This window comes from Halorubrum sp. SS7 (assembly GCF_005435055.1).
Classification (GTDB): domain Archaea; phylum Halobacteriota; class Halobacteria; order Halobacteriales; family Haloferacaceae; genus Halorubrum; species Halorubrum salinarum.
Window position 1 is genome coordinate 34,705 of the sequence record NZ_SGXV01000017.1, and the last position, 20,243, is coordinate 54,947.

Annotated in this window: 19 protein-coding genes and 1 tRNA gene; 12 read left to right on the forward strand and 8 right to left on the reverse strand. The window is 60.9% G+C overall.

Annotated elements, in window-relative coordinates; all coding sequences use genetic code 11:
* Window positions 1-31: 31 nt before the first annotated feature.
* The 5 genes from EXE44_RS13755 to EXE44_RS13775 all read left to right on the forward strand — a co-directional run bounded on the left by EXE44_RS13755 (window position 32) and on the right by EXE44_RS13775 (window position 6,650).
* The gene (locus EXE44_RS13755) at window positions 32-736 is read left to right on the forward strand and encodes an ABC transporter ATP-binding protein (RefSeq protein WP_137717621.1); all 705 of its coding nucleotides are present in this window, start codon (window positions 32-34) and stop codon (window positions 734-736) included.
* A 503-nt stretch (window positions 737-1,239) separates the two neighbouring features.
* Window positions 1,240-1,965 carry an FtsX-like permease family protein gene (locus EXE44_RS21440; protein ID WP_241991837.1) on the forward strand — a complete coding sequence of 242 codons (726 nt, stop codon included), beginning with the start codon at window positions 1,240-1,242 and terminating at the stop codon, window positions 1,963-1,965.
* The gene (locus EXE44_RS13765) at window positions 1,962-3,197 is read left to right on the forward strand and encodes an ABC transporter permease (protein ID WP_137694967.1); all 1,236 of its coding nucleotides are present in this window, start codon (window positions 1,962-1,964) and stop codon (window positions 3,195-3,197) included. Before EXE44_RS21440 ends, EXE44_RS13765 begins: the two co-directional genes overlap by 4 nt.
* Before the next feature lie 393 nt (window positions 3,198-3,590).
* Window positions 3,591-4,559 (forward strand): polyprenyl diphosphate synthase, encoded by a 969-nt coding sequence (uppS, locus tag EXE44_RS13770; protein WP_137706872.1) that lies wholly within the window; start codon window positions 3,591-3,593, stop codon window positions 4,557-4,559.
* Between the two features lie 906 nt (window positions 4,560-5,465).
* Window positions 5,466-6,650, forward strand: a complete 1,185-nt coding sequence (locus tag EXE44_RS13775) for a signal peptidase I (RefSeq protein WP_137717622.1) — start codon at window positions 5,466-5,468, stop codon at window positions 6,648-6,650.
* 21 nt (window positions 6,651-6,671) lie between these two features.
* On the opposite strand, the gene EXE44_RS13780 is transcribed toward EXE44_RS13775, so the two are convergent.
* The 3 genes from EXE44_RS13780 to EXE44_RS13790 all read right to left on the reverse strand — a co-directional run bounded on the left by EXE44_RS13780 (window position 6,672) and on the right by EXE44_RS13790 (window position 10,002).
* Complete coding sequence (locus EXE44_RS13780) at window positions 6,672-7,610, reverse strand: response regulator transcription factor (protein ID WP_137717623.1); 939 nt, start codon at window positions 7,608-7,610, stop codon at window positions 6,672-6,674.
* Window positions 7,611-7,673: 63 nt separating this feature from the next.
* Window positions 7,674-9,224, reverse strand: coding sequence for a hypothetical protein (locus EXE44_RS13785; RefSeq protein WP_137717624.1), 1,551 nt, complete (start codon window positions 9,222-9,224; stop codon window positions 7,674-7,676).
* 145 nt (window positions 9,225-9,369) lie between these two features.
* On the reverse strand, window positions 9,370-10,002 hold the full coding sequence (locus EXE44_RS13790) for a hypothetical protein (protein WP_137717625.1): 633 nt from the start codon (window positions 10,000-10,002) through the stop codon (window positions 9,370-9,372).
* A 181-nt stretch (window positions 10,003-10,183) separates the two neighbouring features.
* Between EXE44_RS13790 and EXE44_RS13795 the strand changes: the two genes are divergently transcribed.
* From EXE44_RS13795 to EXE44_RS13810, 4 genes are all read left to right on the forward strand, one after another.
* Window positions 10,184-10,780, forward strand: a complete 597-nt coding sequence (locus EXE44_RS13795) for a hypothetical protein (protein ID WP_137717626.1) — start codon at window positions 10,184-10,186, stop codon at window positions 10,778-10,780.
* 259 nt (window positions 10,781-11,039) lie between these two features.
* A complete protein-coding gene (locus EXE44_RS13800; protein WP_137717627.1) occupies window positions 11,040-11,885 on the forward strand; it encodes a hypothetical protein in 846 nt (281 codons plus the stop codon).
* A gap of 338 nt (window positions 11,886-12,223) precedes the next feature.
* Window positions 12,224-12,586 carry a hypothetical protein gene (locus EXE44_RS13805; RefSeq protein WP_137717628.1) on the forward strand — a complete coding sequence of 121 codons (363 nt, stop codon included), beginning with the start codon at window positions 12,224-12,226 and terminating at the stop codon, window positions 12,584-12,586.
* Between the two features lie 216 nt (window positions 12,587-12,802).
* Window positions 12,803-13,348 (forward strand): hypothetical protein, encoded by a 546-nt coding sequence (locus EXE44_RS13810; RefSeq protein ID WP_137717629.1) that lies wholly within the window; start codon window positions 12,803-12,805, stop codon window positions 13,346-13,348.
* 95 nt (window positions 13,349-13,443) lie between these two features.
* Here EXE44_RS13810 and EXE44_RS13815 read toward each other — a convergent pair whose 3' ends face one another.
* Window positions 13,444-14,562 carry a DUF5305 domain-containing protein gene (locus EXE44_RS13815; RefSeq protein WP_137717630.1) on the reverse strand — a complete coding sequence of 373 codons (1,119 nt, stop codon included), beginning with the start codon at window positions 14,560-14,562 and terminating at the stop codon, window positions 13,444-13,446.
* A gap of 53 nt (window positions 14,563-14,615) precedes the next feature.
* Window positions 14,616-15,956: a hypothetical protein gene (locus EXE44_RS13820; RefSeq protein ID WP_137717631.1), complete on the reverse strand. Its 1,341-nt coding sequence runs from the start codon at window positions 15,954-15,956 to the stop codon at window positions 14,616-14,618.
* Window positions 15,957-16,318: 362 nt separating this feature from the next.
* On the opposite strand from EXE44_RS13820, the gene EXE44_RS13825 reads away from it, so the two are divergent.
* On the forward strand, window positions 16,319-17,296 hold the full coding sequence (locus EXE44_RS13825) for a hypothetical protein (RefSeq protein ID WP_137717632.1): 978 nt from the start codon (window positions 16,319-16,321) through the stop codon (window positions 17,294-17,296).
* A gap of 40 nt (window positions 17,297-17,336) precedes the next feature.
* On the opposite strand, the gene EXE44_RS13830 is transcribed toward EXE44_RS13825, so the two are convergent.
* The 3 genes from EXE44_RS13830 to EXE44_RS13840 form a co-directional block, all read right to left on the reverse strand.
* The gene (locus EXE44_RS13830; protein WP_137717633.1) at window positions 17,337-17,687 is read right to left on the reverse strand and encodes a hypothetical protein; all 351 of its coding nucleotides are present in this window, start codon (window positions 17,685-17,687) and stop codon (window positions 17,337-17,339) included.
* Between the two features lie 335 nt (window positions 17,688-18,022).
* Window positions 18,023-18,904 carry an NAD(P)-dependent oxidoreductase gene (locus EXE44_RS13835; protein ID WP_137717634.1) on the reverse strand — a complete coding sequence of 294 codons (882 nt, stop codon included), beginning with the start codon at window positions 18,902-18,904 and terminating at the stop codon, window positions 18,023-18,025.
* Between the two features lie 173 nt (window positions 18,905-19,077).
* The gene (locus EXE44_RS13840) at window positions 19,078-19,272 is read right to left on the reverse strand and encodes a heavy-metal-associated domain-containing protein (protein WP_137717635.1); all 195 of its coding nucleotides are present in this window, start codon (window positions 19,270-19,272) and stop codon (window positions 19,078-19,080) included.
* Between the two features lie 128 nt (window positions 19,273-19,400).
* Between EXE44_RS13840 and EXE44_RS13845 the strand changes: the two genes are divergently transcribed.
* Window positions 19,401-19,991 (forward strand): AsnC family transcriptional regulator, encoded by a 591-nt coding sequence (locus EXE44_RS13845; protein ID WP_137717636.1) that lies wholly within the window; start codon window positions 19,401-19,403, stop codon window positions 19,989-19,991.
* Window positions 19,992-20,059: 68 nt separating this feature from the next.
* A tRNA-Gln gene (locus EXE44_RS20265) sits at window positions 20,060-20,211 on the forward strand.
* The last annotated feature ends 32 nt before the right edge of the window (window positions 20,212-20,243 follow it).

Here is a 20,243-nt window from a genome sequence, read left to right on the forward strand (position 1 = left end):
CTAACACACGACTCTTTCACCCGCCCTCCACATGGCAACTCAGCACAGCTCAGCTCCGGTCGTCTGCTCGGACGTGACCCGTCGGTACGACGGCAGCACAGGCCGGTTCGGAACGAGCGGGACCACCGTGACGGCGCTCGACAACGTCTCGTGTGAAATCACACACGGGTCGGTCGTCGGGGTTGCGGGACCGAGTGGCAGCGGCAAATCCACACTGCTTCACCTGCTCGCAGGCCTTGATACGCCAACAGCCGGTGATATTCAGATCTACGGAACCTCAATCCAAACCCTCTCGTCGCGTGAACGAACCGCATTTCGCCGGTCGCATATTGGGATGGTATTCCAACGCTTCCACCTCTTGCCCGCGCTCACCGCTGTTGAAAACGTCGCGCTGCCGCTTGTTCAGGCCGGTGACAGCCGTCGCAAACGGCGTGACCGCGCCACGGAGTTGCTTGACGCGGTCGGCCTCGACGGGCGTCACAAACACCGCCCCGGCTCGTTAAGCGGCGGCGAACAACAGCGCGTCGCGATCGCTCGGGCACTCGCTGCGGATCCAGCGGTCGTGATTGCTGATGAACCGACCGGCGAACTCGATCGCGAGACCGGCAAACAGGTGCTTGATGTGTTGACTGATATTGCTACGGACCGGGCCGTCGTCATCGCGTCACACGATGAGTATACCCTCTCCCGAACAGACCGCGTGATCAAACTGCGTGATGGACGCCGAGAGACGTGAGTAGCCGGCTACGTCAATTGGCAGGGATCTGTGGCCTCGGTGTCCGACGCGTTGTTGGGCGCCTCCGAACAGGCGCACGCGGCCGCACACTCGTCTCAATCACCGGTGTTGCCCTTGCGGTCGCCTTGTTGGTCGTTGTCACGAGTCTGTCAGCGGGGCTCGCTGGTGGCGCAACCGTCCAGAGTGAGGATATCGACTACTGGATCGTCCCTGACGAGTCGGGCGCAGGGAGCGTCCCACTCAACGCAGAGGGAGCCCAACTGAGCGAGGTCCATCGCATTACGGCCCAGTTACGCGCGGATTCACGGATTGACTATGTCACTCCCGTTGCGATCACCCCGATTCAGCTTCGGCACCCAGCAACCAACGAGCAGACGTATGTCCTCGCGCTGGGCGTGATCCCCGAATCCGGGCGACATGTTGCTGGACTCAATACGACACCATTAGCGGACTCATACGTCCATTATGACAACGGGTCATACGCTGGGCCGTGGACAGGACAGATGGTCATCTCCCCTGCTGTTGCCACTGAACTCAACGTGACACAACGGGATGAACTCACACTCGGTGGGAGCACCCGAACTGGGACCGTCTCCCACGTGACAGACACGGATCTCGACGCTGGCGTGGGTGAGGTGCCAGCGGTTGTGATGCCGCTTGCTGAACTTCAAACACTCACGGGCCAGACCAGCAGTGATACCGCTGACCAGATTCTGGTGAGTACGACTGACCCCAGCGTTCACTCACTGCTTACTGATATTTATCCGGGGACGAGCGTGGTTTCACGCGTCGGGCTGACTGGCGCAGAGACATCGACCACGAGCTTACCGCTCGCAATGGCGCTGGCTGCCACTGTCGTTGCTGGGGGGATTGGGGTCGCGTTCGTCGCGACAATGATGGGCTTAGAGCTAACTGCGAGCCGTCAAGAGATAGCCATTCTCGGCGCTGTCGGCTTCTCGGCACGGGCTCGGGTTCTGGTTGTCATTACGGAGACAGTTACTGTTGCCGTGCTTGGCGGGCTGCTTGGCGTTGCTCTCGGGAGTGTCGGAGTTGTTGGTCTGAACGTCGCTATTGCGGAGTTTGTTGGTGTTACGACGCTGGCGACACTCACACCCGGTATCATCCTGTATGCGCTGGCCGCAGCCGTCGCGGTCGGCGTGTTTGCTGTTCCGTACCCGTTGTACCTCACAACACAGACAGACGTGTTGGCAGCACTCACTCGCTCATGAACACACGACTCAGACAGATTTTCGGGCAGATATGGATTGCCTTTCGACAGCTCCGCTGGGATAAAACCCGAACTGTCCTTGCTGTCATCGGTATTGCGCTTGCCGTCTTATCTGTGACCCTGCTTGCTGGTGTTGGGACGGGCGTCACCGAAACTGGAAATGAGTTATTCAACGAAGCAGACCGTGATCTGTGGGTTACCGGCGGTCCAATCAATCTCGCGCCCGGCTCTGTTGGCGGCTTCCAAAATCCAGTTCCAAACGCACACACAGTCGCTACACAGATCGAACAACACGAGGATGTCCAAACAGCAGTCCCACTGGCATTCCAAGTTGTCTACGTCAGCACTGACGGTGAAGAGTTCGAGACGATTGTTGGCAGCGGAACACCAGGAGCAGGTGGTTCCGTCCGCATAACAGCCGGCGAGGGATTTACTGGTCCAAATACACACTACGCTGATGGCAATTACAGCGGGAATTTCACTCATCAAGCGCTGGTTTCGCCTGAGTTTGCCGCGCAACACAACGTGACTGTCGGAGATTCCATCCACGTCGGTGGGACCATTGCGAGTGCCCGCGCTCACGAGTTCGAAATTGTGGGGGTCTCGCCCACTTTCTCGAATTTCTTGGGGACATCCACTGTTACCCTGCGGCTGAGCGAACTCCAGACGCTTACTGGTAATGCGTATGATGATAGCGCAACCCTGATTACCATCAGCACTGTCGACGGTGCCGACCGCGAGGCCGTTCGAAAAGACCTTGCCACCGCATATCCCGAGTATACGTTCCGCACGAACCAAGAGCAGTTCGTCGAGGTCCTCCAACAGCAGGCGGTTGTACTCGCTGCCGGTACGAGCCTTGTGGTGTTAGGTGTAGTTGCTGGTGGGATGCTCGCATTGAATCTGCTCTTATCGTTAGTGTACATCCAGCGCAAACCGTTTGCTGTGCTCCGTGCCACTGGGGCAACTCGGCGTGGTATTGCTGGTATTGCGATCGTCCAAGCAGTCAGTATTGCCTTCGGAGGATATCTTCTGGGCATCGCTTTTACCCCGCCGCTTGCGGCTGCCCTTGACCAGCTTGCGTTTACTGTGACCGGATTCGAGGGACTCGTCCAGGTGCCAGGGTATGCCTACGTTGCTGGTGGAATTGTTGCTGGTGGATTCGCACTGCTTGGAGGAATCTTGGGAGTGTGGCGTGTTACTCGTGTGACGTCCGCTCGCGGCTTGATTAATTAATTGGCTCGCATCTTCATGCGTCTCGCGTCGGCCCCACAGAACTGTGGCTGTGTTCACGGTAGCGAGGTGAAAGCCCACTAGCTTCGGCCTGAACTCCTGAAGCCATACACTTCCTGTTGAATCTCAGGTCTGAGCTGAATACGGCGCTACACCTCCACTTTCAAACGACGGTGAGTCTGTATTTCAACAGCGAGGCCGATGTGACTGTGTGGACATCCCCGTATTCTACCGTGATTTCGAAATGGACAGGGACGTAATCGTACTGGAGCAAGGCAGTTTCGCCTCACAGACGACCAGCATCAGCCGTGAGCACACAGGGTACGGTAATTCTCCGCCGCACCATGTCAAGTGAACACCTTAATTAACACACGTGATGAGGTATACTCACACAAAATGTTTAAGTGGGCGAGACAGTGGCTTCGCAACATCTATATTGGCGAGATTAAGCAGTCACTTGCTCTGACACCAGATCACGTTGCTGTGATCCAGGACGGAAACCGGCGGTACGCCCGTGAACGAGGTCTTGATCCGTCAGATGGGCATGCTCACGGTGCGGAAACCACTGAAGACATGCTACATTGGTGTTCCGAGTTCGATATTACTGAAGTCACATTGTACACCTTCTCAACAGAGAATTTTGCACGACCAGATGAGGAACTCACTGACCTCTTTGATCTCATTGAGGACCGGCTGTATTCGTTTGCGGATGCTGACCTGGTTCATGATAACGAGGTCTCGATACACGGATTGGGTGAAATCCAACGGCTTCCCGACCGCGTGGTCGATGCGGTTGCGTACGCTGAAGACCGAACCCAACAGTACGACACACTCAAACTGAACATCGCCTTAGCATACGGCGGTCGAAATGAACTGTTGCGGACAGCACAGCGGCTCACACGACAAGTTGCTGATAGTGAGTTGAAACCGGAGGAAATCACGGCAGAGATGATCGGCGAGCAATTGTATCAGCAGCCCGTTCAGGATGTCGACTTAGTTATCCGAACTGGCGGAGACGAACGCACCTCAAATTTCCTCCCGTGGCATGCGAGCGGAAATGAGGCCGCCGTTTATTTTTGTACACCGTATTGGCCAGAATTCAGTAAAGTCGAATTTGCCCGGGCCATTCGTACGTATGAAGCCCGTGAGCAGTCGTGGCAGGAGACCCAACTCCGTCGTGCGCTCTCGCTCGTTCGTGCGGTTAGCCAAACGGAGGTCCGGCGACGAACACACCTGATCCAACGGCTTCGTGATCAGCTTTCAGCAAAGACGGCGGCACGGTTTGTGGACATCGTTCGCACCGACACGAGGAACCCGACTGAAGATACAGAAACACACCAGGATCGGTCTGTACCGAACGACTGACGGATGTTGACGCTTGTTAATTTCGGGATTACGTCTCTCTCATAGCTGAAGCCGTTGACTCTCGTCTTGCCACTGATATGGTGGGCCTAATTTCGATCCTTAGCACAATACCGTCTGTGAGAGCTCTGTGACCCGACCTCATTAGAGGTGAGTCTCCCACGAGTGAATAGTTCGCAGTCAGTCTTCTGTATCGGGTCCTTCTGGGTTTCGCCCCGACGTTTGGATTGTTTAGAAAATATCGGTCACATCGTGATCTGTGTGACGCCACCCACTGAGTAATCGATACAGCAGTGGCCAAGCAATCAGCATGACCGCAACAACACTACCGATACTGAATAGTAACGACACTATTTCTCCTGGAGAGAGGATGCGTAGCTGGTCGCGAAGAAGAATAAACACAGACATCTGCGCCACAACCAGGGCCCACAGCAGGAGTCCAAGCAATTTGGCGTTGCTCTCGTAGGTCTGCGTCGATGATGGGACTCTCTGTTCATCGCGGACCCGTGGTTTCCGCATACTGATATATTGTCAGCATGTGTTAAATATCGAACCATTTGTTTAGATGTTATTGTATAAAATTGTGTATGTGTCTGCTGACTTATTTTGTAAAACTGCCAGGCGAGATCCCTCTCAGCGGAGCGACTCTTTGCGCGGCCACACTCGACTCCGTGTTGGCTACCCCATCTTTCTCGTTCGGGGCTTCCCGATTCACATTCTTGTGGGTGCGATTCTCGTGTGGACCTCCGTTCTGGCCGCCACCAGTGGTAGGTTCGTGACTACCACGTTGCGAGCGGAAGCCACCTTCTCAGTGACGAGAAGATATCAACCGACAGGTGGTCCGTCGAACCACATATACGTGAGACGGTCTTATTACCAACCCAGCGTCGCCACCCCGCACGCGCCACAATGAATCTCCGATCGCTGGCCGGTTCCACTCTGACGGCTCTTCTTGTCATCCTTATGGTCGCCATGCTCGTCGGTCAGCAGCTCGGCCAGCCGATCGTTCTCGGATTCGTGCTCACCGGCAGCATGAACGCCGAGCCGGCGAACATGGCTCCCGGCGACGGCTTCGTCGCCGTCCCGCCGGCGATCGCCGGTGACATCGAGGAGGGTGATGTCGTCACGTTCGAGGCGCAGGAGCTTCAGGGAGGCGGCTTAACCACCCATCGGGTTGTCGACGAAACGGATCAGGGATACATCACCCGTGGCGACGCGAACCCCTTTACCGACCAAGACGGTCCCGAGCCGCCGGTTCAGGAGTCACAGATCGCTGCTGTCGCGCTGGAGCTTGGTGGCGACGTGGTTGTGATCCCGCGGATCGGCCAGGTCGCACTGGCACTCCAGTCGGGATTCTCCGCCGCCGCGTCGGCGCTCTCTGGGATCCCCGGACTGGGAAGAATCGCCGATGGAAACGTCGGCTCGTCGATGGTCCTCGTCGGCGTGGTGCTGCTCGCGTACAGCCTCGTCGCCGAGGGGATCGGCGGAACGAACCGCCGATCCGACCGCGGCGATCGCTCCCGCGACCGGCGCAGCGAGATGAGCTCGGTCTTGATCCTTGCGGTGATCCTGCTCCTCATCACCGTCCCGGCGACCGCAAGCATGATAATTCCCTCGGGGACAAACGACATTACGATTGTGAGTTCACAGACGCCGAGCTCAGACCCGACCGTCATCGAACGCGGCAGCTCGGTCGAGTACAGCTACAACTTCACTAACGAGGGATTCATTCCGCGGATCGCGACGGTAAACGCGGCTAGCACCGGCGTTGACGTCGCCGACAACTCGCTCGTTCCGGCTCGCGGGGAGACTGCCTCAACGGCGGTCACGCTCCACGCGCCCGAAGAGACGGGTGCGTACATCAGATCGGTCTCAGAGTGGCAGTACGTTCAGTTCCTCCCCGCGTCAGTTATTTTCTCGCTTCACGCGGTCCACCCGTTTCTCGCCGTCGCCGCGATCGACGCCGTGATCGTCGCGGTGGTGACGGTTGTGTACATCCTCGCGGTCGGGCTCAGCCCGTTCCGGTTCCGGGATCGCGGCCGTGATCTGTCCCTCTCTGACCGCGTTCGCCGGGCTATCAGACGGTGGCGCTGACCGACTCGGTGCCCGCGTCGGTCACGCCCCGATCACTAAGCGAACGTTCCAGCCGGTGAGCAACAGTCCGATCCCGGTCGCGACGACCGGCGGCCAGTAGTAGGAGAACCGTTCGCGCCGTCGTGCGCCTTGGACGCTGACGGAGATCAACACGAACAACACGAGTAGTTTCAACAGGAGGAACCCGGGGAGTCCGCTTGAGGAGAGCAGCGTCCCGACGATCGGGTTCGCCTCGATAAGTCCAGGGACCGCTACCGTCGCGTACAGCGTCGAGACGACGTCACCGACCCCATACGTGAGCACGGCGAGAAACCAGAGGCCGTAAAACTCGCGGGGACGGGTTTGGTACAGCGGTCCGCCTCCACCGCTCTCGGTCATCTCGGCGCCACTAGGGGGCGGAGCGCCCGTCTCATCGCTCGCACCCGCGACCGGGTCGCCGATTTCCGCGAGCAGTGTGTTGATTTGTCTCTGACGGGTGGCGATCTCGCCGGTCAGCTCTCGGTAGTGCTCGTCGTCAGCCAGATCCGCGTCATCGCGTCGGTTCTCTATCCGTCGGCGTCGAGCCACGAGCGAGAGGTACGTCTCGACGGCGCCCTCCACGGCCCCGTGGTCGACGAGCCGGGCGACCGTCTCTCGGAGCTCGTCGCGGTCGATCGGCCGCGGAACGTACTCGTCGGTGTCGAGGCGAAGAACGTCGTCGCCGACGCTCATGCCCGAGAGAAGGCCAATCTGGCAGTCAGGGCGACGAGCACGGATCCGGCCGAGCAGCTCCTCGGCGGTCGGGTCAGCGAGCTCGCCGTCAAGAAGTACTACGTCGACATCCGCGTCGAGCGCGTCGAGCGCACGCTCGCCGTCGACCGCGGTTCGAACCACGTACTCCTCCAGCCAATCGGCGTACTCCGCGACCTCCTCGCGGTCGTCTTCGATGATCAGGACCGTCGCGTCGGCGTCCCGGGGCATCCGGTTTGTGTCACGTTCTGCGTCGTCACCGATAAAAGCGCGGGGGAACCAGAACGACGATCCCTATTGACACGCCCGCTGTGGGCTGACTTCTCCTTGGACGGCCGAACAGTCAGAAACGGTGATCTGACTTGGAGTCGAGATCGAGAGATCGCCGGTGACTGACGACTGGTCCAGTACGACGTCGACCTGACTCTCCGACTCGACCGTCACTGTCCCATCTATTTGGCTATCTGTCAGATGGATTTTGACCTGGCTCTCGGTGTCGACGTTCAGGTCGCCCTCGATCGAAGAGCCGGTCAGGTCGATGTCCACCTGACTCTCGGTGTCGATGTCAACGGCGGACCCAACGGCCGAGCCGTCCGTCAGCGACATTTTCACCTGGCTCTCGTTAGCTAACGTGACGCCTCCGGCGATCTCTGTTGCCGCGAAATCGAGCGTGATCTGGCCGCCGGCGTCTGTGACGTTGACGCCGCCGTCGAGGGTTGTGTCGCTATCGGTGAGAACGTCTACTTGTCCGTCGGCGTCGACCGTTATCGGCCCGGTCGAGACGCCAACCAGCTTGTCCAACTTGACTTGACCTGCCGCAGTCACCGACACCGGCCCGGTTACGGTTGCGTTCTTCGCCCCGGCAAACTTCACCTGCCCGTCGGCGTCGATCGTGATCGGACCCGTCGTCGCGTTCTTTAGACTCTCGACGGTCACCTGGTCCGTGGAGGTCAGCGACACGCCGCCGTTGATCGCGGCGCCGCGCGGTGAGAACGTCACCTCTCCCGCGTTCTCGACGCAGACCCCTCCACCGACGGGCGTCGACACGTTGAACTCGACCTGCGACTCCGTCTGTAGTTTGATCACGCCTTGGACGCGACTGTTGCCGCCAATGTCCAAGCCGATCTGACTCGGCGTGTCGATCCTGAGATACTCTCGAACGGTCGAATTCCCCCTGAGCTTCAGGTCGACTTGGCTCTCCGAGCGGAACTCGGCCGCGCCCCCGATCGTGGTGTTGCCCGCCACATTCTCTTTGATCTGGTTCGGCGTGTCGATTACGACGCTACAGTCGGTGGACTTCCTTGGAACCTTGTTAATAACGCATCCGGAGGGGAGCTCCCGGGGCGCGCACACGTCGACACTCTCGCACGTGACCTGTGCCGTCCGCGTGAACTCAACGCGTTGATTCGCGCTGGAGGCGACGATCCGCAGCTTAACGGCACCGTCGGTGCCGCAGTTGAGCGCAGCTCGTATGTCGCCGGAGCCGCCGGGCGAGAGCCGGTCCGGCGTCTGTACCGTCCCCGGGTCGATCGGATTTCCAGAGCTGACGACCGTCGCCGAAATCCTCGTCAGCGGCCGATCGAACCGGTTTGTCAGCCGGAACAGCGCGACGGTATCCCCGTCGGACCCACTCACTTGCCCGCCAGCGACGCCGATGAACGCCTCGTCGTCGCCGGTCGACACGACGCTGAGATCCCGTTGTGAGTCGACTGTGGTGAAAGCACCAGTGCCTTCGAGAGCCGCGGCTCCGATTCCCCCGGCGGCGAGCACGCCGATGACTTTGCGGCGGCTGACGATTCCGCTTGACCCGCCACGCGAGCGGTCTCGACTTCGTTTTCGACCCATGGGACTAAATCACCGATAACCGCTGATTATCTCCGTTTTCTTGGTGTTAACGTATATTCTTGGCGGCGAGCCGGTGTCGCCAGCCATCGAATACGGTGCCTGGAACGAACGGGACTCGTCGGGGCGCCGTGGTGAACCGACGATATTAGTTGTTAGTATTCGCAGTTTCAGCGGTTATCTGAAGCGTATAACTACCATCCGCAGGCAGATCGCTAACCCCGCTATCGAGCAAATTAATCGAAATTCCAAAATTAATCGACTCCCCAGCGCTGAGTGGCGAATTATCCGAATAGTAGCTGTCTGAAATCACGTCGTCTCCGTTATCTATTGTTGATTGGCTGCCGTTATTCCCGTTTCCGCTAGGGGAAACAGTAAAATCAAATACGCTGTCAAGCTCGCTCTCTGTGAGATCACCACCGGTAATAAACTCGAGATTGAGTGTTTCCACATCTTGCGTACCGTTGTTCGTAATCGTGACCAGATTTCGGAAGACAGTCTTCGCGTTCTGATTGAGGCCAGACGCGTTACCATCGGTATCGTCGTTATTCACGAGGGTTATCTCGATAGTGCCATCACCAGGACTATCGACATACTCGTTGCCCCCGCTTCCGTCACGGTCCGCGGGCGTCAGTCCGAGGAACGCGCTGGCGTCTCCCGCCGTCTCGACGTTGACCGTCCGCTCTGCCGTCACAGTCGTGAACGCGCCCGTACCGAGGAGCGCGCCGCCGCCTGCCACTAAGCTACCCAGTCCGATCAGGACGCTTCGTCTGCTTGCCATACCTACACCGTGTGGCCCTACCCACTTTGTATTGAGTCACTTGAACGGCTACGGGACCTCCCTGAACAGTGGTATTGACGGGCTTGAAACGAGTATCGACGAGGCTGAACCGGGGCCTCGAACTCGATGACACGCGACGACGACGGAAAGCCCCCCAATACAAAGCCGTCGAGCGACGAAGGTGGGTACGAGCGGCAACCTCCCGATCCGAACCACGATGCCCACACGACGACAGACCGCACTCGGCCTCGCCTCCATGGCGCTCGGCAGCGCCGTCGTCAGCTCCGCCTCGTTTCTCTCCGGTACGACCGCGGCGGCGGACCTCCGGGTCATCGTCTCCTCGGAATTGACGCTCACGCCAGCCCGCGCGAACGCGGAGTACGTCGGCACTGACGACGACGGCGAAGTCACCGAGATCGTGATAAGACAGCTGAACCAGCGGGCGATCTCGCGGTTCGAGGATCTCGTCCAAGTGACGAACAACGGCGATGTGCCGTACGACCGGCTCGCTTTCTCGTTTTCCGCGACCGACGGGGGTTCTGAGTCGTTGGGGGTCACCGAGACGCTCCGGGTGGTCTCTGCGGACGGGCGGACGCGGACGGACGACGAGGGGCGGACAACGCTGCTCGCGGACCCCGACGAGACGTTCGACGCCGGCGATGCGGTCACGTTCGGCGTCGTGGTGAATCTGATCGCGAGCGACGCGCCTGGCGACCTCGAAACGCTCCCTGAGCAGTCGAGCGTCATGTTAGAGATAGCTGCGATAAACGAGGAGTGATTGATCACCGAGAGGTATGATCGGACGCAGTAATCTGAGTGTGGTACCGTGTCACGCAATATTGGGTAAAGCAGGGCCATTCGACTCTCGTCTGTCGGTCTGTTGATCGCCACCTTCGCGGTCAAGCCCCGCCTGAAACGGGGCTCGTCGTCTCTTCCGGGGTCAGGTCGTCCCTTCGAACGTTTCAAGTAACCTAATATTAAGTGGATAGCTCTACAGTAGGCAAATAGGTGGAAGCCACATGGTTAAGCGACGCAGTATGGTGATCGGTCTCGGGGCGTTAGCAACAGGGAGCGGCGCGGTCTTCTCGTCGGCGGCGTTCAATGCTAGTGCGAACGCGACGGCAGACATGCGGGTCGTTGTCGAGGACGACATCGCTATCGAGGCGGGTCCAGCGTTTAGAGACGGGGGCCAAACTGGAGACTACGACTACGGAGCAACCGATCCGCCATATATCGCTGGCGGTAATGAACTGTTCGACGGAGTGGACAGCTCAGGACTCAACGGTGCGATCGATGATCCGGACGACCTGCCCGCGATGTACGTCAGCGACGGCGTCGTTGGGGGACCGAACGGTGACGACGGGGACCCGTTCCGCATCGAGCTGGCTGTTCCGAATCGGGTCGGCCGGAATCACTCTAACGCTGCGGTTAACAGCGCTGTTGGTGACCCGTACAAAGGGACATTCTCCGAGGTACTCCAGATTCGGAACCCCGGAACAGAGGAACTTGATGTCGGTATCAAGTTTAACGACTTCGGTAGTTCCGTCTCTAGCTCGCCTGGCACCGAGGAACTGAACACGACCAGCGTGTGGGACATCTTCCAGTTCAAGGTAAACGGTGGCAGTCAAATATCGACAGGCAGTTCTACTGACCCGCCGTCTAATCCGGACAATCAGACTGTCGCGAATAACGGTGTCACCGTAGACACCGGTGATATCGTCTCAATCGACCTCACCGTCGATCTGAGTGGCCACGCAGGAACGATCAGAGACATCGCAACGCCCGGAAAAGCAGACGTATTCGGTGACGGAGGCGCGAACGACACTGTTCAGCTAGTCAAGGAGCTCCAGTTTGGTACCTTGAGTAGCACCGACGACATCTAACCTAGTGTGTAGCACCCCGAAAATCGGGAACCGCCATTCAATTCGGAACGCACTACCACCCATTTTCGTTCTCACCTGAACACCGCCCTCCAACTCTCCCCTGAATTCAAGTAATTCGGCTGCGTGGAAGCAGACAAATTGGTAGTTTAGGAATCATGATCGGTAGGCGAGCTGCGATCACATCCACCGTGTCACTCGGATTCTCTTCGATCGCTGGCTGTCTCGACACACTCCCGGATGAAATCGGCGGAGACGGCGGTACTGGCGGAAGCAACAGTCAGTCCCGCGAGATTGTCACGAAGTACGATAACGCGCTCGGCGCCCGCAACGACGCGACGATGACCCGCGACGAGGGGGTCACCGCGTTCAATCAGGAGGCGTACGCAGACGCGGTCGATGCGATCGAAACCGCGCTCTCCGGCTACGAGGAAGCCGAGGACGGCTTCGCTGAGGCCGCAGACCTCGCGGCCCAGATTGATGCGGGCGAGACGGCGGACATCTGTGAGACCGCTGTGGACGAGACCGCGCTCCAAGCCGACGCGACGAACGCCGCGCTCTCGGCCGCGCGAGCCGCTCGAGACGACGCCGACGCCGAAACGATCAACGGCCACGTCGAGCGGTTCCGCTCGCTTCGCGACGACGCCGCGGCGATCGACATCGCCGACACGGACGCGGTCGCGAGCGCGCTCGGGATCAAGTGAGTCCGGCGGCACACCCAAATAATTATATCGACTCAAGATAGCCTATTTGACAGTATGTGTGGGAGCATACGTTGGTCTTCGGGGTTCGGGCGAGCGCTCGTTTCCGGCCGGCCTGTGGCCTCCAATCTCAAGCGACGAGAGGCGCAGAAATGACGGCAGTGACTCACATGTGCGAGACGCTCGCCTGGACGCGGATATCGCTGGAGGTGACGTAGCGTGTCGACCAGCGAGCAACGGAAATATACGCCTCCGGAAAAAAACGAGCTTTACGACCTGCTGAGCAACCACCGCCGCCGATACGTGATCCACTTCTGTAAACAGGCCGACGATCCGATCACCCTCTCCGATCTCGCCGAGCAGGTGGCTGCCCGGGAGCAGGACAAGTCCGTCCCCGAGCTCACCTCCGCCGAGCGCAAGCGCGTGTACACCTCGCTCCAGCAGACCCACCTCGACCGGCTGGCCGATGCCGGGATGATTGAATATGAGGGCGACGAAATCGAGCTCACCGAGGAGGCCAAAACGCTCGACGTCTATCTCGACGTGGTCCCCGAAGGGTCGATCCCGTGGGGGGTCTACTACCTCGGGATCTCGCTTCTGTCGGCTGTCGTCCTCGGCGGTATCTGGACTGGGTTCGTCCCCACGGAGCCGGTTCCGGCGCTCGGGTGGGCGGCCGTCATCGTCGGAGTGTTCCTCGCTTCCTCCATCGCACAGGTGATACAGAGTCGGCGGTACCGCCTCGGCGACATCGACGAACCGCCGTGAGCGCCTCGTGACCGCGGTACCGAACGTCCCGGACATGAGCCGGGCTACCCCCTCGCGAAAGCTGGACCGCACTGTCGCCGAACGAAACCACTGACTCAGAAGTCGAACTCTTGGAACTCGTCCATCGTCATGTCGGCGTAGTTGACGAGCCAGTCGCTCGCGGGCGAGTCTGGTTGGACGTACAAATACGCGAACTCGCCGTCGAGGACCGTACACACCCCGAGCTGCTCGTCTTTGATGACGCGTTTGTTCGTGTCTATCGCGACGTCGACTAACCCCTCTAAGTCGTCGACGAGGATCGTCGCCTCGTAGTCGCGTTCCGAAGGGAACGTCCCGTTGGTTATCCACTCGGAGAACTCCTGTTCCTGCTGTCGGATCTCTAGGAGTTCACGCTCTTCGGGAGAGACGGTGGCATACCCGCTCCGCTGCGCGAAAACCAGACCCAAAGCGCCGCCGACTCCGAGGAGCACAAGCAGGATCGACCCGACTGCCTCGGCTGTCCCCGGATCGACCGGCCGCTCGACCGTCTCCGTTCGCTGACCCGGCTCGTCGACGGTGTTCGTTTCCAGCACGCGGAACGTCTGCGGGTTAACCGTCATCGGCATCGTGCTCTCGTAGGTCTCGCTCACCGACTGCCCCCCCAGCGTCCCCTCGACGGACGACACCGCGACGATCCGGATCTCTATCGTTCCGGCTACGCCGAGCTGCTGTTCGATCGTTCGGATCGTCTCGAACACGGACTCGATCTCTACGGCCGCGTCGACGGTGTGGTTGTCCTCGTTCGTAACTCCCTCGTCTTGGCCGCTTGCCAGCGGCTCGGCGTACTGCCAGAGCACTGTCTCTCCCTCGACCCCGCGGTACTGGAGCCGGACATCGGTGGTGACGTTCACCGAGCCGGTCTCGGCCGTGTGTTCGTACACGTACGTCACGTCGAGTTCCCTAGATAGATTCACGTAGTACACCGGTCGGTCTCGGACGCGTTCCCCCTCATTGAACACGAGGGAGTCGTTCGTGATCACCGCGCTGTGTTCGTACGCCGTCGACTCGCTCCACTGTTCGACGGTGACCTGTTCACGTTCGATTTCCTGCGTCGCGTGGACCTGATAGCTCCACCACCCGCCGACTGCGGCGAGAATGAGGAGCAGAGCAAGGAGGACGCCCGACCACTTCTGTAAGAAGGCGCGGATCCGGAGTGATCGATCGATGTCGCTCACGGCGATATCTCAACGGGCGCTTTCTGCGGTGTCTCTGGTCTATCCACGCTCATTTATTCTACGTACGTTCCGGTTGAGTCCATCGAGACGACCTCGTCGAACAGTGGCTTGAGCGTGTTAATCGACTGCGGATCGCCTTCGAGCGGGTCGGCGTGAAAGTGTGCGACGGCGTCCGTCTTGGTGAACGTACTGAGAAACACGTGGAGGAATCGGAACACGTTCTTCACATCTCGGTAGTTCAGCAGGACGTTCAGCGAGTCATAACAGACGCGTATCTCGCGGTCGTCGGTCGACCACTCCTGTGTGAGTCTCGAGACGACAATCCCGAGCCGGGTAATGTCGTTCGGATTGTTGATCTGCGTGACCTCGACCGTTCCATCAGCTGTGGGGGGGACCGACTGCGCGTACCCGACAGAGATCACGTGGACACGATGCCCCTTCGAGGCGATGCCTTCCAGCCGTTCGCCGTCCATCGGCTGGTAGCGGACGAGCAGCACGTACGGATCACGGTCGCTTCCGCGCCCAAACAGCAGCTCGTGACAGCCGTCTTGGGTCCGTTCCGCCCGCGACTCCGACTGGATCAGCACGTTCGTTCCGCGGTCGAATCGATCACCGTCAAGGACCGACTCGTCTTCTGTGAGGCCGGACGCGTCCGGCGCTCCCGGGGTGTCGGTCACTGGGGACTCAGTCGACACGCCTCCGTCTGACGGCGCGCGAGCTGTTCTGGTTGTCGTGGAGGGCTCTTTCGCCGTCACGCTCTCGTTCCAGATCCGGTTGCCCGCCGCGTCGGTGCTTCCGTCTGAGCTCGTCGTGTCGGTTCTCCTGTTCGGGCTCGGTTCGGATCCTGCTCCGGCCGCGTCAACCGTGGTCTGCTCCGTGCCGCCTCCCGTCGGACTGTCCTTGACCGATTCGTCGTCCGTTACACTTCCCCAGACCGATTTGTCGTCCTCCGTTGAACTGTCCCAGACTGATTCGTCGTCTGTCGGTCTGTCCTCAGTCGGTTTGCTGTCTGTAGGCCCACTTCCGATCGGTTCACTGTCTGTCGGATCCCTCTCGACCGGTTTGTCGTCCATCTGCGCGCCGTTCCACAGCCGACTGCCGCTGTTCGATCCTTCTGAGGCATTGCTCGCTCGCGACGCGGACGGGCTTCGATCGGTCGCAACCTCGGACTCGCCGTCGCCGATCCACTCCCAGTTGTCGGCGTTCGATTCGCCCGTTCGATCGCCTGTGTCGGCGTCGGTATCCGGTGACTCGCTCTCGCGGTCTGGATCGGGGCCGCCCTCCGATTGTACGTCGAACTCGTCGGAGAACTCAGAGGCGATCTCGCTGAACCTGCTGGCGCGATCGGACCGGTTTCCCGAGGGCTCTTCGTCGGACCCGTCGGATCCAGTCATTGCCGGGGAAGCGTCTGCGGGCGACGCTCGTTCCGCGTCGCCGATGGCTGTCGGTGGTCGTCCTCCGACGCGGTTCGCTGTCGGGACGGAAAAGAGGGCTGCGGCCATCGGTCGGATCGGGCCCGCACGATGAGGCGGCCGTCGCGTTCTGACATCCTGATACTATTTATCGTACTAGTAGTTTCATATTATAAAACTATCGTAACCGAACGGATTCAGCGCGGGCTATTCCAGTTTTCTACGGAATCAGACGTTTTTAACCAACTCTCGGTGGAGCTTAATCCCCCAAGACGCCTATTTCGCCGCGAGTAAGCGTCAACACCCAAGAATTAAACAGGCAAATCTCGTAGCTTACTGACGTAATGGGTACTCGGGACAACGAAAACGACACCGCGGTCGACGCCGATACCTTCCAGCAGTGGGTGAAACACACCGCGGAGTCCCGAGGTATGACGGAACACGAACTCCTGAACCAACTTGTTTCCGCATTCTGGGCCCTCGACGAGATGGGCGACATCGCCCTTGATTCTGCGTCTGCTCCGGGAAACACAGCGTCAGAGAAGGACCAAGATTGGAACCCGCCTCGGGGGAGACCAACCGAGAACGATGCGCCGTCTGAAACGGAGACGCCGGGCAGCAACGAGGCGTCCACACCGAATTCATCGGACTCGGAGTCGGGAGACCGAATCAGCCCGGACGACCTCGACCCTCGAGATGACCTCAGCCCGACAGAGGTCGAACTCACCAGACGGGTCGCCGAGATGCGACGGCAGGTCGCTGACCTCTCGCTCGATGTCGAGCAGCAGCGATCCAGACAAGAGGAGTTTACTGACCGGCTTTCCGACGACGTGACCCGGCTTCACAGCGAGATCCAGTCGCTCGAATCTCGCGTGGATCAGGATGACGGCGATTTAGCAAACCGAATCGACTCCGTCGAAGCGAGGCTTGAAGACGTTGAAGAGACGCAAGCCGAGTTCGAGACGTGGATCGACGAGGAATTCGATCAGATCGAGGCCCTATTTAGCCAAATCCTTGATACGGTTCGTGAGTTTGACGGCCGGGTGACCGACCTTTCGAGTTCCGTCGATACCATGGTTGACGCCAAACAGGACCGCGAGGCGCTCGACACGCTCCGAAAGCAGGCGGTCCGAAAGGGAATCGATACCGGACGCTGCGAAAACTGCGACATGACCGTCGATCTGTCGATGTTGTCGGAGGCGTCGTGCCCCTCGTGTGATAAACAGTTCCGGGACATCGAAGCGTCGACGCCGTGGAACCCATTCTCAAAACCGACACTCCGGACTAACGGTCGACCCTCCCCGCCGTCGAACCGTAAGTGAACACCTGCTACGGACCTGCGTGTTAGCCGTCAGAGTACTGTCAAAACAGCTGTGCTGCTTCGATACCGGCCAGCAGTTTAGTGACGTTGTACATCGACACAGCCGCGAACAGCACAGACGGGAGGCCGTATCCCACCAAGCGGATCACCGCTGCGAGGTGGGCGTCTGACCGACGCGCACACACGGTGATAGAAGCGACTTCGGTGACGAGTGTTATCGCGATCACGACCGCGAAGGAGGTAACGAGAAGTCCGGTAGCGACGCCTGTTTGCTGGACCAGGAACGCGACCGCGGTGTTCGCCTCGTAGACCCCGGGAACGTACGCGAGTCCGACTGCAGTCGTAGCCGCGTCAGCCGCCTTCGTCGCGGTCAGTAGCGCGATTCCAGACACCGAGAGGAAACTTCGATTCGCACTTCGGAGCCGTCGAGATCCGGCGTGGCGCGGTGATCGCTCGGATAGTCTTCCTTTCTGTCTTCTGTCCCGATCCCCCCGGTGTTCGCGACTGTCCCGGTCCCGCCAGTCTGTTTGTTCGTTCTGGGGGCGACCTGGCCGATCTGTACGCCGCGACATGACAATGTTTCACAAGTAGTTTCAAAATATATAAATTTGTGTGTCAACCTCTCGTGTATCACCTACGTTCAAGAATTTGGCATCCTAGCCCCTAATTGGGCGAGAACAGCGTTTATAGAACTCATACAAAGCCCGCCATTCCGTGAGAGAAGGCGTCAGCTGGTGTTTGTGACCTCGTCGCGCCAGGAGTGTTCCGGCCCCCACCCGAGCAGCCGCTCCGCCTTCGTACAGTCGAAGACGGACTCGTCGCCGTCGAGGTCGCAGTCGGCGGGCAGGTCGCCGAACGCCGCCTCGATCGTCGCGGCGGTGTCGCGGCCGAGGAAGTTCTCCGCGGCGACGATCAGGACCGCCTCGTGGCCCTCGATCGCGGTCTCGGGGTCGATCGCGGCCTCGATCGCCGAGATCGCGTCCCGCACGTCGACGTACGACCAGCAGTTGCCGCTCGGGTCGGCGGTCGCGGGGTCGAACGTCTCCCGTGCCTCGCGGCGCCGCTCGTCGCCCGGGTAGGTCACCCACGAGAGGCGCAGCGAGACGACGGGGACGCCGTGGCGGCGGGCGGCCGCGGCCGCGATCTCCTCGCCGACGACCTTCGAGAGGCCGTACGGGTCCTCCGGCTCTGTCGGCGTCGCCTCGTCGATCGGGAGGCGGTCTGGGAGCCAGTCGTCGTCGGCGAAGACGGTGCCGTAGAGGCTCTCGCTCGACGCCCACGCGATCCGGGCGCCCGCGGCGCCGGCCGCGTCGAAGACGTTGTACGCGCTCTCGACGTTGTTCGCGAACACCCGCGAGCCGGCGTGGTCCTCGGGGTGCGGGATCGCGGCCAGGTGGACGACCGCGTCGGGCGCGGCCGCCTCGATCACCTGTCGCGTCTCCCCGTAGTCGGTGAGGTCCGCCGCCGCGTAGTCGACGCCGTCGCGGCGCTCATCGCTCGGGGGCGTCCGCCGGTCGACGGCGACGACCTCGCGGCCCGCGTCGGCGAGCGCGTCGACCGTCCGCGCGCCGACGCCGCCGGCGCTTCCCGTGACAAGTACGGTGTCCATGTCACCGCGAGCGCGACTCCGGGACATAGGTGCGACGATCCCGGGACGCTCCGTCGCGTCGGTCGCGTCGGCCGGGGCGGACCCCGCCGGGTATGATGCTCTGCTCGCGCTGCGCGTGCGAGTCGTGCCACCTAGTAACAAAAATCCGATCGCGCTCGGCTCGGACCCGTCGCCTACGCCGAGGCCTCGTAGCCGGCGTCCTCGATGGCGGCCACGACGGCGTCGACGTCCACGTCGCCCTCGACGGTCGCGGTCCCCGCCTCGTGGTCGGCGCTCGCGGACTCGACGCCCGGCAGCTCGCCGAGTGCGTCGGTCACGTTGTCCTCGCAGCCGGAACACGACATGCCGTCGACGTCTATCGTCGTCATACGCGACCGTAGCCGCCGCGGACACAACTGCCTTTCTGTCGCCCCCGCAGGCGACCGGTTCCCGGGGTCGTGCTCGCGTCGCCCGACCGCCCGGACCGCTTTTGCCCGCGCCGGTCGAACGCCCGCCCATGCGCACCCTCGACGAGACGGACCGGGAGATCATCCGGCTGCTGCTGGCCGACGCGCGGCGCCCGTACAGCGACATCGCCGAGCGCGTGGACCTGTCGGCGCCCGCGGTGTCGGACCGCGTCGACCGCCTCCGCGAGGTGGGCGTGATCGAGGGGTTCACGCTCCGGATCGACGGCGACGCGCTCTCCGACGGGCTGCGGGTCCTCGCGACGCTCGCCGTCGCGCCCGCGGACGCCGAGCGCGTCCACGAGGCGGTCGCCGCCCACGAGCGCGTCGAACACGCCTTCCTCACCGCCGACGGCGAGGTGACGGTCGTCGCGCGCGTCGAGGAGGGGACCGCCCGCGACCTCGTCGACGACGCGGTCGGCTTAGACGCCGTGACCGAGCTGTCGGTCCGACCGCTCGACGCCCACGAGTGGTCGCCCGCCGTCGGCGACGCGGACCTCGCGGTCGAGTGCGTCGAGTGTGGGAACACCGTCACCGCCGAGGGGGAGTCGGCCCGGATCGACGGGACGCTGTACCACTTCTGTTGCGGCTCCTGTCGGGAGAACTTCGAGGAGCGCTTCGACCGGATCGAGGAGGGCGCGTAGTCGGGAGACGCTCCCGACGCGCCGCGGAGAGTAACGTACTTGAGTGCCCGCCGGTTAGCCAAACTCGCAGTCCCGTGGTGTAGTGGCCAATCATAATGGCCTTTGGAGGGAATCCGTCCGCGTCCGCGACTCACACGCGGCTGTTGGGCGTTTCTGCTGGAACGCCCCGTCGGATGCCCGAAGTCAGCCATTGACGGCGGTTCGAATCCGCCCGGGACTATTTTGCGCCGAACAATCTCGTGAGGCGCAAAT